14 protein-coding genes are annotated in these 12,894 nt (G+C 61.9%); 13 read left to right on the top strand and 1 reads right to left on the bottom strand.

Annotated elements, in window-relative coordinates:
- The 11 genes from AC1DBN_RS02450 to AC1DBN_RS02400 all read left to right on the top strand — a co-directional run bounded on the left by AC1DBN_RS02450 (position 1) and on the right by AC1DBN_RS02400 (position 9,582).
- Positions 1-795, top strand: coding sequence for a 2-keto-4-pentenoate hydratase (locus tag AC1DBN_RS02450; protein ID WP_091719816.1), 795 nt, complete (start codon positions 1-3; stop codon positions 793-795).
- The gene (locus tag AC1DBN_RS02445; RefSeq protein ID WP_091719818.1) at positions 788-1,240 is read left to right on the top strand and encodes a nuclear transport factor 2 family protein; all 453 of its coding nucleotides are present in this window, start codon (positions 788-790) and stop codon (positions 1,238-1,240) included. The genes AC1DBN_RS02450 and AC1DBN_RS02445 overlap by 8 nt, the downstream gene beginning before the upstream one ends.
- A complete protein-coding gene (locus AC1DBN_RS02440; RefSeq protein WP_091719821.1) occupies positions 1,237-1,989 on the top strand; it encodes an HpcH/HpaI aldolase family protein in 753 nt (250 codons plus the stop codon). The genes AC1DBN_RS02445 and AC1DBN_RS02440 overlap by 4 nt, the downstream gene beginning before the upstream one ends.
- Positions 1,986-3,629 carry a bifunctional 3-(3-hydroxy-phenyl)propionate/3-hydroxycinnamic acid hydroxylase gene (locus AC1DBN_RS02435; protein ID WP_091719824.1) on the top strand — a complete coding sequence of 548 codons (1,644 nt, stop codon included), beginning with the start codon at positions 1,986-1,988 and terminating at the stop codon, positions 3,627-3,629. The genes AC1DBN_RS02440 and AC1DBN_RS02435 overlap by 4 nt, the downstream gene beginning before the upstream one ends.
- Positions 3,630-3,754: 125 nt before the next feature.
- Positions 3,755-4,750: an ABC transporter substrate-binding protein gene (locus AC1DBN_RS02430; RefSeq protein ID WP_091719826.1), complete on the top strand. Its 996-nt coding sequence runs from the start codon at positions 3,755-3,757 to the stop codon at positions 4,748-4,750.
- A 73-nt stretch (positions 4,751-4,823) separates the two neighbouring features.
- Positions 4,824-5,684, top strand: coding sequence for an ABC transporter permease (locus AC1DBN_RS02425; protein WP_231994257.1), 861 nt, complete (start codon positions 4,824-4,826; stop codon positions 5,682-5,684).
- Entirely contained in the window at positions 5,681-6,454 is a 774-nt protein-coding gene (locus AC1DBN_RS02420; RefSeq protein WP_091719832.1) for an ABC transporter permease, read from the top strand. Before AC1DBN_RS02425 ends, AC1DBN_RS02420 begins: the two co-directional genes overlap by 4 nt.
- Positions 6,444-7,280 (top strand): ABC transporter ATP-binding protein, encoded by an 837-nt coding sequence (locus AC1DBN_RS02415; RefSeq protein ID WP_314213265.1) that lies wholly within the window; start codon positions 6,444-6,446, stop codon positions 7,278-7,280. Before AC1DBN_RS02420 ends, AC1DBN_RS02415 begins: the two co-directional genes overlap by 11 nt.
- Positions 7,277-7,966, top strand: coding sequence for a TetR/AcrR family transcriptional regulator (locus AC1DBN_RS02410; RefSeq protein WP_091719836.1), 690 nt, complete (start codon positions 7,277-7,279; stop codon positions 7,964-7,966). The genes AC1DBN_RS02415 and AC1DBN_RS02410 overlap by 4 nt, the downstream gene beginning before the upstream one ends.
- A complete protein-coding gene (locus AC1DBN_RS02405) occupies positions 7,963-8,676 on the top strand; it encodes an SDR family oxidoreductase (RefSeq protein WP_091719838.1) in 714 nt (237 codons plus the stop codon). Before AC1DBN_RS02410 ends, AC1DBN_RS02405 begins: the two co-directional genes overlap by 4 nt.
- A gap of 30 nt (positions 8,677-8,706) precedes the next feature.
- The gene (locus AC1DBN_RS02400; RefSeq protein WP_091719841.1) at positions 8,707-9,582 is read left to right on the top strand and encodes a VOC family protein; all 876 of its coding nucleotides are present in this window, start codon (positions 8,707-8,709) and stop codon (positions 9,580-9,582) included.
- A gap of 17 nt (positions 9,583-9,599) precedes the next feature.
- Here AC1DBN_RS02400 and AC1DBN_RS02395 read toward each other — a convergent pair whose 3' ends face one another.
- On the bottom strand, positions 9,600-10,304 hold the full coding sequence (locus AC1DBN_RS02395; protein ID WP_091719844.1) for a GntR family transcriptional regulator: 705 nt from the start codon (positions 10,302-10,304) through the stop codon (positions 9,600-9,602).
- A gap of 124 nt (positions 10,305-10,428) precedes the next feature.
- On the opposite strand from AC1DBN_RS02395, the gene AC1DBN_RS02390 reads away from it, so the two are divergent.
- Positions 10,429-11,271 carry a fumarylacetoacetate hydrolase family protein gene (locus AC1DBN_RS02390; protein ID WP_091719846.1) on the top strand — a complete coding sequence of 281 codons (843 nt, stop codon included), beginning with the start codon at positions 10,429-10,431 and terminating at the stop codon, positions 11,269-11,271.
- A gap of 2 nt (positions 11,272-11,273) precedes the next feature.
- Positions 11,274-12,887, top strand: a complete 1,614-nt coding sequence (locus AC1DBN_RS02385; RefSeq protein WP_091719848.1) for an FAD-dependent monooxygenase — start codon at positions 11,274-11,276, stop codon at positions 12,885-12,887.
- The last annotated feature ends 7 nt before the right edge of the window (positions 12,888-12,894 follow it).

The raw sequence follows: 12,894 nt of genomic DNA, 5'->3' as shown, positions 1-12,894 counted from the left end.
ATGCCGGACATCATTACGGAGATCGCTGACGATCTCTACCAGGCGCGGACAACGCGCACCCCTATCGAGTTCGTTCGCCACCGGCTGCCGGAGAAGGACAAGGACGCCGCCTACCGCATCTCCGAGCTCGTTACCCAGCAGCGCGAAGCCGCGGAAGGCCGCCGTCGTGTTGGCCGGAAAGTTGGCCTGACCAACCCCGTTGTACAGGCGCGCGCCGGCGTGGACGAGCCTGACTACGGCATCATCCTCGACAACATGGTCTTCGAATCCCCGGTCGAGCGGCCCTCGTCGGCGTACTTCCATCCCAAGATCGAAGCTGAGCTGGCGTTCGTCCTCAAGTCGGACATCCTGAATTCAGACCTGGCATCAGTGGAAGCCGCCATCGACTACGTGACGCCTGCAATGGAACTGGTTGATAACCGCTACCACAGCTACAAGATGGGCATCGTTGACACAATCGCCGACAACGCGGCCTGCGAAGGAATCGTCACTGGTTCGGTCCGCATCCCTTATGGCGAAGTCGATCTCAAGCAGGTGGAGATGGTCCTCTACCGCGGCGACGAAGAATTGACGCGCGGTGTTGGCGGAAACGTCATGGGCGATCCCATCAACGCAGTTCAGTGGTTGGCGGAGACTTCGTTGCGGATCGGCAAGCCCCTCCGCGCCGGAGAAATCCTGCTCTCCGGATCCATCGGATTGATCGTGGACTGGGATCCCAACGTTACGTATTCCGCGAAATACTCGCACGGGTTCGGAGACGTCGTCGCGCACCTGACGGGGCCTGCACATGCGTAAAGTGACGCTCGAAACCAGGGTGGCCATTGAGGCGCTCGTCGCGGAATTGTTGTGGCGGCTCGATCACGGCAAGGCGGACACAACCTGGGAGCTTTACACGGAAGACGCTGTATCCACGGGCCCCCTGGGCGACATGGATGGCCGTGATGCCATCAAGGCCTGGGGCGAACGCCGTGCCAAGGTCACAGGAGTTTTGGGCCGCCACCTCATCGGCGGCATCCGTTTGGAATGGGTAGGCGAGGAGCTCCATGGCTGGACGCAGTACCTGACATTCCGGGACTCCTCGGAGAACCCGCTGATGCCGGCCAGCGTGGGTGAGTTCCGGGAGGTCTACCGCACGGTAGACGGCGAGTGGAAGATCGCGCGACGCGAGATCAACCCCATTTTTGGCGGAATGAACGCTGCTGCGCACGCCAAGCGCCTGACGGAAAGCGCCGCGACATGAAGTGGGAGAGCCGTGGCGGCAAGCCGCCCGCACTCTTGCACCAGGCAATCCCTTCGCTCTCCGTCACGGAGTGGGCCCTGGCTGCCGGCTACGACGGCGTGGTGGTCGACTTGCAGCACGGCGAAGTTGGATTGGAATCAGCCTGCACCATGCTGAGGGCCGCACCCCGCGATTCCGCCTACAGCTATGCGCGGGTCGGAAGCCTTGATCCCGCCCCCATCCTTCGTCTCCTCGACAGCGGTGCACGCGGAATCATTGCCCCTACCATCGAGTCGGGCGAACAGGCACGAATGCTGGTGGAAGCCACTAAGTACCCCGGCGTGGGCAACCGTAGTCTCGGTCCCAGCAGACCTGCCCTCTACAAGGGAGAGTCCTACACCGAAGCAGGCAACCGCGAAGTGTCCACCATCGCCCAGATCGAAACAGTGGCCGGCCTAAAGAACGCGGAGGAGATCGTCACGACTCCCGGCCTGGACTCCATCTACATCGGTCCGGCGGACCTGGCCGTGTCTTTCGGCCTTCCGGGCAGGGGCGACTGGGAAGATGGGCCCGTCCGCGAGGCCATAGTCCATCTGGCTGCCTTAGCGAGGGAACACGGCGTGACCCTGGGTATCTATTCGGGCTCCGGTGCCTATGCAGCAGACCTTCTTGACCGGGAACTCGTCGACTATGTCGGCCTCGGCATTGACCTCGTATTCCTTAGCCGTGCGGCACAGGAATCCATTAAGACCCTGAGGGGCACAAAATGAGCGACCGCAAGGACGTAATTATCATCGGAGCCGGTCCGGTTGGTTTGACCCTGGCCAACCTCCTTGGCCAGTTTGGCGTCAGCACCGTGGTCTTTGAAGGCCGCGATGAACTCATTGACTACCCGCGCGCCGTCGGCATTGACGACGAGGCGCTCCGGACCATGCAGACCATTGGTTTGGTGGACAAAGTTCTGCCGCACACTGTGCCGGACCAGAAAATCCGGATCGTCAACGGCGAGCGCAAGGTGCTGGCGGAGATCAATCCCACCACCCGTGAGTTCGGCTGGCCCCGAAGGAACGGCTTTATCCAGCCCCTGGTTGATAAGGCCCTGCTCGAAGGCCTGGCGCGGTACCCCCACGTCGAAGTGCGTTTCGGATGCCGCGTTGAGGCTTTTGAGTCTGCTTCCGACGGCGTCACCGCCACGGTCAGCACGCCCACCGGTGAGGAGCGGGTTAGCGGCAGCTACGTCGTGGGTTGCGACGGCGGCCGGTCGCTGACCCGTCAGCATCTTGGGCTGGCCTTCGAAGGCGAAACCCGCTCCACGCGCGGACTCGTGATCGACGTCGCCAACGATCCAATCGGCACACCGCATGCGGTATTCGGTGGAGACCCCAGCCGCGGCTATGCAACGCTTAGCCTGCCCCACGGTATCCGGCGCTGGGAGTTCACGCTGTTCGAAGGGGAATCGGAAGAGGTGGCCGAGGACGACGAGTTCGTCTTCTCCCTCTTGGCCCCCCATGTGCCCGATCCCGCGAGCCTCGACATCATCCGCCGTCGGGTGTATGCCCACCACGCCCGCGTTGCGGAGAAGTTCCGCGTGGGGCGTTTCATGCTGGCGGGCGATGCCGCCCACGTCATGCCCGTTGTGGCTGGCCAGGGGTGGAACTCCGGCATTCGGGATGCCCTGAACCTGGGCTGGAAACTCGCAGCCGTGGTCCAGGGCAAAGCGGGCGACCGCTTGCTTGATTCCTACGAAGACGAACGCCGTGAACACGTGAAGGCCATGGTGGCACTTTCACTGAACATGGCGAATCTCGTGACGGACCACAACAGGCTGCGCACGGCTGTCCGCGATATGGCTGCTGCCGTGGTGGACCGGCTTCCCAAGGCCCGTGCCCGCCTGAACAGCCAAGGCTACAAACCGATGCCCAAATACGATCACGGCGTTGTGGTTCCGTCGAAGCTCCCCACGTGGAAGTCTCTCCCCGACAGGGAGGACGCGCCCCGTACTGTGGGAACGTTGTTCCCGCAGCCCACAGTCCGAAACGCGGACGGTGAGTCGGTCCTGTTGGACGACGCCACCGGCCAAGGGTGGCGAGTAGTGGTTTGGAACAACAATCCCACGGCATTCGTGAGTGAGATTGACGCAGAAAGGCTTGCGAGGTTCGGCGGTGTCCTGGTGCATGCAGTTCCGGCCACGCAGCTGCCGTGGGCCAAAGCGGCGGCCGCGCCTGGCGTGCGGGTGGTGGGCGACGAAAGCGGCCTGCTGAAGTCCTGGTTCGACGAGAGGCCCTTCTCTGCCATCATCGTGCGGCCGGACCACGTGGTGGCTGCTGAGTGCCTGGCACAGGAACTCAGTGCGGTCTTGGGCAAGGTTTTCAGCGTGGCCGACGCCACATTCGCTGCTCAAAACGCATAATGATAATAAGAATGCATAATCCGTTGACAAAGGCTTAGTTCACAAAATACTGTTGCTGCAACTCGCCAGCACAGGCAGTAGGCGGGAAAGCCCGCCCAGCGTTCACTCAAGGGAGAGCGAATCTCATGAACATCAAGAAAACCCGCACAGCTACCATTGCTGCCCTGGGCTTGGCATTGACCCTCAGCGGCTGCGCATCCGGATCCGTGGATGGGAGTGCCCCGGCAGCAGCAGGAAGCACATCCGAGGGACTCACCAAGGTCACCTACGGAATTTTCCCGTCCAACACCGTGGCAGCTTTCCAAGTCGCCAAGGACAAAGGCTTCTTCGAAAAGCATGGAATCGACTTGCAGCTGGTAGTGGGTGCGGGCAGCAGCGCGGCACAGTTGCCGGCGCTGGCAACCGGGGAACTGGACTTCATGCTGGCAAGCCCTGTTACGGCGCTGACGGCAGCAACGCAGGGTCTGGACGTACGAATTATTGAGGGTGTCACCCAGAACGACCCCAAGATCGTGGAAGATTCAACGGCAGTCGTTGTCGGAGCTTCATCAAACATCAAGTCTGCCCGCGATCTTGAAGGCAAAAAGGTCTCGGTGAACGCCTTGGGTGGTATCGGTGAGATCGGCATCCGTGAAGCAGTAGCCAAGGACGGCGGCGACCCGAAGAAGGTGACGTTCGTTCAGTTGTCCTTCCCGGAAGTTGCAGCCCAGATCGAAGCAGGCCAGATCGACGCCGGCATGGCAGGCTCTCCCTTCATGCAGCAGGTGGTGTCCAAGGGCGGCCGGGTGGTCAGTGACTTCATCCACGACACGGGCCTCGGCACGAACGAACTGGTTTCCATCTCCAGCGGCAACCTGGTGCAAAGCGATCCGGACAAGGTCAAGCGGTTCACTGAAGCCATGAAAGAGGCCCTGCCCTTCCTGGTCGAAAACAATGATCTGATCCGCGACGCCATGCCGGCGGCCCTCGGAACCGACCCCGCAGCCGCGAAGAAGGCACAGCTGTCCCTTTACAGCCCGGATATCTCGAAAGAGACCATCCAGCTTTTCGCGGATCTGCTCGTCAAGTATGGCATTGTCAGCACCAAACCGGACGTTGACAAGGTGATCTGGAAGCCATAAAGCCGCTGTCGGGGCCGCTCCCCCCTGCGGCCCCGACAGTCAACTGATCGCACAAATGAGAGCAGAAGAAACCGTGGAAACACAAACCCCAACCCTGAGCCGCGTGGCCGTGCGCTCCCTGCCCACGCGGGAACACTCGGTCCGCCGTGCTGCACGGTGGACTGCTGTTGGGCCGTATGTCCTGGGTGTCGCCGGCATCCTCGCCGCACTCATCGTCTGGGAAGCCTTCTCAGCGTTCGGCCCGGTCAGCCAGCACCACTTGCCACCACCATCGGTGGTCATCCCAACATTCCTTACCACATTGACCTTCACCCAATTCTGGATCACCGTCGGCCAGACCATGTGGGCCTGGTTCCTCGGACTCATCATGGCCACCCTGGGTGGGGTAGCGATGGGGCTGCTTATCGGTTCGAGCAAATTCCTGCGGTCGGCGACGCATACCACCATCGAGTTCCTCCGCCCGATTCCGGCTGTAGGCCTGATTCCCTTGGCTGCACTGCTTTTTGGCCCGAGGATCGGCGCCGAGCTCCTGATCGTTGTTTACGGGTGCTTCTGGATCGTCCTGATCCAGGTCCTTTACGGCATCACCGACATCGACAAAGTTGCTGATGACACAGTGCACACCCTGCGCATGACGTGGCTCCAGCGCGTGCGGTACCTCGTTCTCCCCACCCTCCTGCCGTACCTGATGACAGGCATCCGGCTGGCAGCGACTGTCGCCTTGATCCTGGCAATCAGCGCGGAGCTCATCGTCGGTACACCAGGCATCGGACGTGCTGTTGCCCAGGCCCAGCTCAATGACAACCCGCCGGCGATGATCGCCCTGATCATTACGTCAGGTCTTTTGGGAATCGTCGTAAACCTGATTTTCCGTTTCATCGAGCGAAAGGTGCTCTTCTGGCACAGCTCAGTCCGTTCGGAGGTGGCGGCATGATTGTCCTGAAGCGTTTGGGCATGTCGTTGGGCCTGCCGGTCATCCTTGTAGCCATCTGGTGGGCCGCAACGGCCCAGGGCGTCAATTTCTTTGTTCCCAAGCCCGATAAACTGGCCGACACTTTTGCCAAGGTGTGGTTCAGCGAGAAGTTCTTCACGGACGTGCTCCCGAGTCTGGGACGGCTCCTGGTTAGCCTCGCGATCTCCCTGGTGCTCGGCGTCGTCCTCGGGATCGCCATCGGACTCTCCCGAACTCTTCGGTGGCTCCTTGAACCGCTACTTGAGTTCATCAGGGCGGTCCCTTCAACAATCCTCATCCCGGTCCTGCTCCTGCTCATCGGCATTAATGACACGATGAAGGTGACGGTGATCGTCCTGGGCTGCCTCTGGCCCATCCTGCTGAATACGGTTGAAGGCGTGCGCTCCCTCGATGAAGTCCTGAAGAACACTTCGCTGGTCTACCGGCTCCGTGGCTTCAACCGCATCCGCTACCTGGTGCTGCCTGGAGCGATGCCGCTCATCATGGCCGGCATCCGGCACAGCCTCGCCGTGGGACTCATCCTCCTGGTMGTTTCGGAAATGTTCGCCTCGACCGATGGCATTGGCTACTCAATTATCAACTTCCAAAACCGTGTCGCAATCCCCGAAATGTGGAGCGGAATCGTCCTGCTGGGGATCATAGGTGTGTTGCTCTCGGTTGCATTCCAAGCGATCCAAAAGCGGGTTTTGGGATGGTACTACGGTCTTAAGGAGGCCTCCAATGACGGCTAACAAGTCGGACGTCCGTCTCAGTGTCCAGCAGGTTCGGAAGGTCTACGGCGTAGGCTCCCGCAACGAAGTGGAGGCTGTCAGGTCACTCAACTTCGATCTGCACGCCGGAGAGTTTGCCTGCCTCGTGGGTCCTTCGGGCTCGGGGAAAACGACGCTGCTGAAATGCATCGCCGGACTCCTCGAACCCACCTCCGGGGAGGTGGTGCTGGACGGCAAGCGCGTCTCGGGTCCAGCCGAAGGCATGGCGGTGGTGTTCCAGGAATACAGCCGCAGCCTCTTCCCCTGGCTCACCGTGGAAGAGAACGTCGCGTTGCCGCTGAAGACCTCTGGTGTGCCCAAGGCCGAACGAAAGGCACGTGTCAGTGAAGCGCTGGAGGCCGTCAGCCTTTCCCATGCAACCAAGAGCTACCCTTGGCAGCTGTCCGGCGGCATGCAGCAGCGCGTGGCCATCGCCCGGGCCGTGGCATCCAACCCAAGCGTCCTGCTCATGGACGAACCGTTCGCGGCCGTTGACGCCCAGACCCGTGGGGAGCTCGAAGACCTGGTGCGGGACGTATGGAAGCGACTCAACATGACCATCCTCTTCGTCACCCATGACATCGATGAGTCCGTTTACCTGGCGGAGCGTGTCCTGGTCTTGTCAAGCTCGCCGACCATCGTCCAGGCCGACCTCCACATCGACCTTCCGGACGTTCGCAGCCAGGCGGACACCAGGTCCCTTCCACGTTTCGGCGAGCTGCGCCATGAGGTCTACGAGGAAGTACAGTTCGCCAAGATCAATCCCGGAGGAGTGCGGACTGCGACGCGCGGGGAGTTGCACGCATGAGCCCCCGTGCGAGCGCCGACGTCAGCAGCAATGGGAAGAGTGAGACCGGCAAGCGTCGCCGCGTCCACCAGTCCACGCCGGAAAATGAACGCGCCATCCTTGAGGCCGTGCTCCAGCTGGCGGTAAAAGTCGGCTACGAAGGCACCACCATGGCCGAGGTGGCCCGGGTTGCCGGCCTGCCGATCGGTTCGGTCTACTGGCACTTTGAAAACAAGGAGGGTCTGTTTGCTGCACTGATCGACTACTGTTTCGAAAACTGGCAGACCCGTCACCGTGGACCAGAGAACAGGGCCATCCTCCGTACCAGCATCGCCGGATCCGCCGCCAATTCCACTGATCCCGAGCATGCGCAGGAAGCGTTTTGGATCATTGGCCTGCTCTTTGCCTTGGAGAAGAGGTTGGCAGGAAACGCTGCCCGCCAGAAGTACTTGGAAGTCCGCGAGCAGATGTATGAACTCATGGTGAAGGCCGTCACTCCGGGGCTACCGGAGGCAGCGCTCCGTGCCAAGCCCGATCTTGCGCGGAAAGTCGTGATGCTGGGCCGAGCCCTTACGGACGGTTTCTACATCTCGGCCTCCGCGGGAGACCAGATCGACTTCGCCGAAGCGGCCGAGCTCTCGGCGCTGGCCATGGACAAGCTCGTCAAGCACTATGCCGAGCTCGGAGAGGCGGCGGACAACGAGTGACAGCACCAGTCAAGGTAGCGCTGGTGGTGGGCGGTGGCCGCGGAATCGCGGGTGCGGCAACCAGGGCTTTGGCTGCTGACGGGTACAGGATTGCGGCACTTTCTCCCACCGGCAGTGCCATGGAATTGGCCCGCAGCCTCGGCGGGGTGGGCGCGGTTGGTTCCAACCGTTCCGTTGCTGACCTGAAGTTGGTAACGGACTTGGCGCTGGAGACCTACGGACGGATCGACGTCGTCATCAATAGTGCCGGCCATGCGGCCAGGAAGCCGGTGCTCGGGATCAGCGACGCCGAATGGGCCGAAGGCTACGAGATGTACCTCCTGAGCGTCATTCGCATGGCACGGATCGTCACTCCTCACCTGCTTGCCGCGGGCGGGGGATCGGTGGTGAACGTTTCCACCAGTTCCCCCTTCGAACCCAATCCGAACTACCCGGTTTCCGGCACATTCCGCGCCGCCCTGGCCGCTTTCACCAAGCTGTATTCCGATGAGTACGGTCCGTCCGGAATCCGAATGAACAGTGTCCTTCCGGGCTTTACCAAGGAAGACCCCGGCGCCGTGCCGGCCGAATGGACCACCCGAATACCACTGCGCAGGGCTGCCAGTTCCGAGGAAGTAGCCCGCGTCATCCGATTCCTCGCTGGTGAGGAATCGAGCTACATCACAGGCCAGAACATCCGAGTGGATGGCGGCTCGTCCCGGTCCGTTTAGGAGTGGGACATCTAGAGAAAGGCTTTAGCTATGGCAGTTGGTGTGATTGCCGAAATGGGCTATCTCGCAATGCGAACCCGGGACTACGACGAGTCCCTTGAACTGGCTACCGATGTCCTCGGCCTGCGCATGACGCTGAACGATGACAAGCGTGCCTACCTGTCCGCCGCGGACCGCCACCACGAGTTGGTTTACGTAAAAGGCGAAGAGGACGGAATCGACCACATCGGTCTTGTTGCGGACAGCCCGGAGGGGCTCGAAATCATCCGCAAGCGCCTGGAGGCGGCGGGGTTCCCCATCCTGACCCGTAGTCCACTGGAGCGGGAGATCGGCGAAGGCTTCGCTGTCCTCGGCCCGGAGGGCTACGTCTACCACGTCTACGTTGGGATGAAGGACTTCCGGCACGGTCCCGCATCCTTTGGCCCGGACCGGTATGGCCACATTAATATCCATCCCCAGAACCCCGGCTTAATGAAGGACTTCCTGGTGGAGTTCTTCGGCTTCAAGGTTTCCGATGTCATTGGCCAGGACTTCGCGTACTTCCTGCGGTGCAACCCGGATCATCACGGTATTGCCCTGATCAAGGGCCGCGGTTCCCTGCACCATCACGCGTGGCAGACCCAGTCGATCGCAGACCTCGGCCGTCTGGGTGACAGGTTGTTCGCCAAAGGTCGTCGGTTGATCTGGGGCCCCGTGCGCCACGGCGCAGGACACAACATCGCGGCGTACTACGTCGAGCCCAACGGCACCGTGGTGGAGCTGTACACCGACCTGGAACAGATCCACGACGTTGAACGTCCTCCGATCGAATGGGACCAGGACGACCGGACCTGGTTCAACCGCTGGGGCGTCTACAACGGCGAAGACTTCCGCTTGCACGGTGCCTTCCCCATTGCGTTGAACTGAGAATGGGCCGGGTTGCCCTACTCCTTGGGCAGCCCGGCTTCGGAGGCGGCGTGAAACTCGGCTTCTTCGATCACATCGATCGTTCGCATGTAGTGCTCACGCAGAAGCTTGGTGGCCGTCGGGGCGTCGCGGGCGACGGTGGCGTCGAGGATAGCCCGGTGCTCGGCTTCGATGTCCCGGGACTGGGCGCGTTTGTCCGGAGCGGTCCAGAGGCGGTAAAGGGCGGTAGCCTCGCCAAGGGTGGCTGCGAAGTCCTGCAGCAAAGGAACTGGGCAGGCTTCCAGCAACTTTGCGTGAAACGCCTGGTGGGCTAGGAACCAGTCAACCGAAATGTGGTTCGGGTCCTCGCTGGTGCGGCGCGGGGTCCGTTCCAAGCGGTGATGGACCGCGAGAAGATCGGACTCCCAGGTAACATCGCCCTGTTCGATGGCCAGCGTCAGGCCGTATTCCTCTACGCGGCAACGTAGTTCACTTAAGCCGCGCAATTCTTCAAGGGTGTATTCGGAGACGAAGAAACCTCTGTTGGGCCGGAACTGCAGCAGCTTTTCACCAGCGAGGCGTACCAGTGCTTCGCGGACCACCGTGGAACTGGCTGCATACCGCTTCGTGAGTTCGCCGACCTGGAGGTTGGTACCCGGGGCCCACTGCCCGGCAAAGATGTCGGCCCGCAACTTGCTCCGGACCACTTCGCTGATGGTTTCTGCGTTTGCTTGTCGCGCCATACGACAAGACTACACATACGCACTCATGCGTATGGAATGCATTCTTGACCTAAGAATGCATTGAACCTAAGGTTGAAATACCGGCAAGCCGCAGGCAATGGTGCCGGCACTAGAAAGGATTCACATGCGCTACGCGAGTTACTTGAACCAGGAAGGCCAGCCCACGTGGGGTCTTGAAGCCAACGGAGAGCTGTTGGACCTTGGTCCCAGTGGTGCCGACGTCGGCCCCTCACTGCAGCAGGCCATCCAGGAAGGCCTGCTGTCAGCTCCCCTGGAGAAGGACGAGGCGCCGGCCCAGCCCGTTGAAGGGACCACCTTCCTCCCCGTCCTGTCGGCTCCTGGCAAGGTCATCTGCATCGGCGTTAATTACCGGAGCCACCAAGAGGAAACGGGACGCGACTCGGTCGGCAAGCCCACCGTCTTCGCACGCTTCTCCGATACCCTGGCTGCCCACGGCGCAGACCTGCCGATTCCCGCCGAAAGCTCCATGTACGACTACGAAGGTGAGGTTGCTCTGGTGATCGGTGCCCACGCCGACCACGTCAAGCCCGAAGACGCCTGGAACTACATTGCCGGCTACGCCGCATTCAATGACTTCAGCGCCCGCGACTGGCAGCGCCACACGGGTCAGTGGACCCCGGGCAAGAACTTCCCGCTCAGCGGAGCCTTCGGTCCCTACTTCATGTCCGCCGAGGAAGTCGGCGACGTCACCGAGCTCGTGGTGGAAACCCGCGTCAACGGTGAGGTTCGTCAGCGCGCCGCCGTCGCTGACCTCATCTTCGATATCCCCGCCATCATCGAGTACGTCACCGCGTTCACCCCGCTGGCTCCGGGCGACGTCATTGTCACCGGTACACCGGGCGGCGTGGGACTCTTCATGGAGCCCCCTACATTCCTGGTCCCCGGTGACGTGGTCGAGGTTGAGGTCGGCAAGCTCGGCACCCTTCGCAACGTCCTCGTTGCTTAGGGATGCGTGGAGGAAACACTATGGATGACTTCGATGTTGCGGTTGTCGGGGCCGGGCCAGTTGGTCTGACGGCGGCGTTGTTGTTGGCCGACGGCGGTGCACGCGTTGTGCTGCTCGAAACCGCCACGGCGCCGGCGGACCTGCCGCGGGCTATCAGCATCGCTGATGAGACCTTCCGGACGATGGACCGGTTGGGCCTCGCGCAAGCGCTGAAAGCGGAATCGCTCTTGGGAACCGGCAGCCGCTACTTCGGGCTGAATGACCGGCCACTTGCGTCGTCCACACCTGTTCCCTCCCGCCTCGGGCATCCTGCGAAGTCGCAGTTCGACCAGCCCGTGCTGGAAGAACTGCTGTGGAACAAGGCCCACAACCACCAAGGGATTGAGTTCCTGGCCGGTGCCGAGGTAACTTCCATCAGCCAGAAAGCCGACGGGGCAACAGTCGGCTTCGAATCCGGCGCCGGTGCCGGCACCGTGACGGCATCCTGGCTTGTCGGGGCAGACGGTGGTCGCAGCTTTATCCGCGAGAGCCTGGGCATCGACCTGGTGGGTTCCACCCAGCAGGAACGATGGATTGTGGTGGACCTGCTCAACGTCCCCGGGGCACGCGAACCCTTCGCCGAGTTCCATGGCAACGGGACCCGCCCCTACGTCCTGGTTCCGGGAATCAAGGGCCGACTGCGGCTTGAGTTCATGCTGTTCGATCACGAAGACGCGGACGAAATGACGTCTCCGGAGAAGATCCTGGAGCTGTCCAGGCCCTTCCACCCGGAGCTCCGCGCCGAAGACGTCAGGCGTGCCGTGGTCTATGTCGCCCATCAGCGGCTGGCACGCACCTACCGTTCGGGACGCGCTTTCCTGATCGGGGATGCCGCACACTTGATGCCTCCCTTCTCGGGACAAGGATTGAACGCAGGCCTGCGGGACGCCCTGAACCTGAGCTGGAAGCTGCTGGAAGTGCTCCGCGGTGTGGGCACGGACCGCCTCCTGTCCACCTACGAGTCCGAACGTCGCACCCACGCGGCCAAGATGGTCAAGGTTTCACGCCGGACCGGTGCAGTAGTCATGGCCGTGGGCGCCTTCCGGACCAATCTCCGCGATGTTGCCTTCCGTACGGTCAGCCTGATTCCCGCCGTGTACAGGTACCTGGGGTCGATGCGGTTCATCACGCCGCCGGATTACCGCAACGGTGTGGCCATCAAGGCCCATCGCGGTGTTGATCGCCGAGTCGGAGCCTGGGTGGGGCTCGCCCTTAGCCAACCGTCCGTAGTTGATGATGACGGATCGGCGGCGCCACTCGACTCACATCTGGGGAGTGGGTGGGCGCTCATCACACTTGGGGCAGGCGGGGGAGGAACGTCCGAGAGCAGCAAGTTCTGGTCCTTGCTCGGGGCTCGCCGGATCACGCTCACGGGGAGTTCCCACGAGGCGCGCCGGAACGCTGATGAGCGGGTCCTGGTGGACGCCGGGAGTGTTCTCGCGCTTCCAGGGTTGTCCACACCGCACAACGTTCTCGTCCGTCCCGACCGTTACGTCGCTGCCGTGTTCACCGAGCAAGGTGAGCAGGCCGTGATCGACAAACTGCGTTCATACGTCAGTCCGCTGCCGCGGTCCTGACGAGTCA

The sequence above is a fragment of the Pseudarthrobacter sp. 10T415 genome, from assembly GCF_056394175.1.
This window is presented reverse-complemented; position numbering and strand designations above follow the sequence as displayed.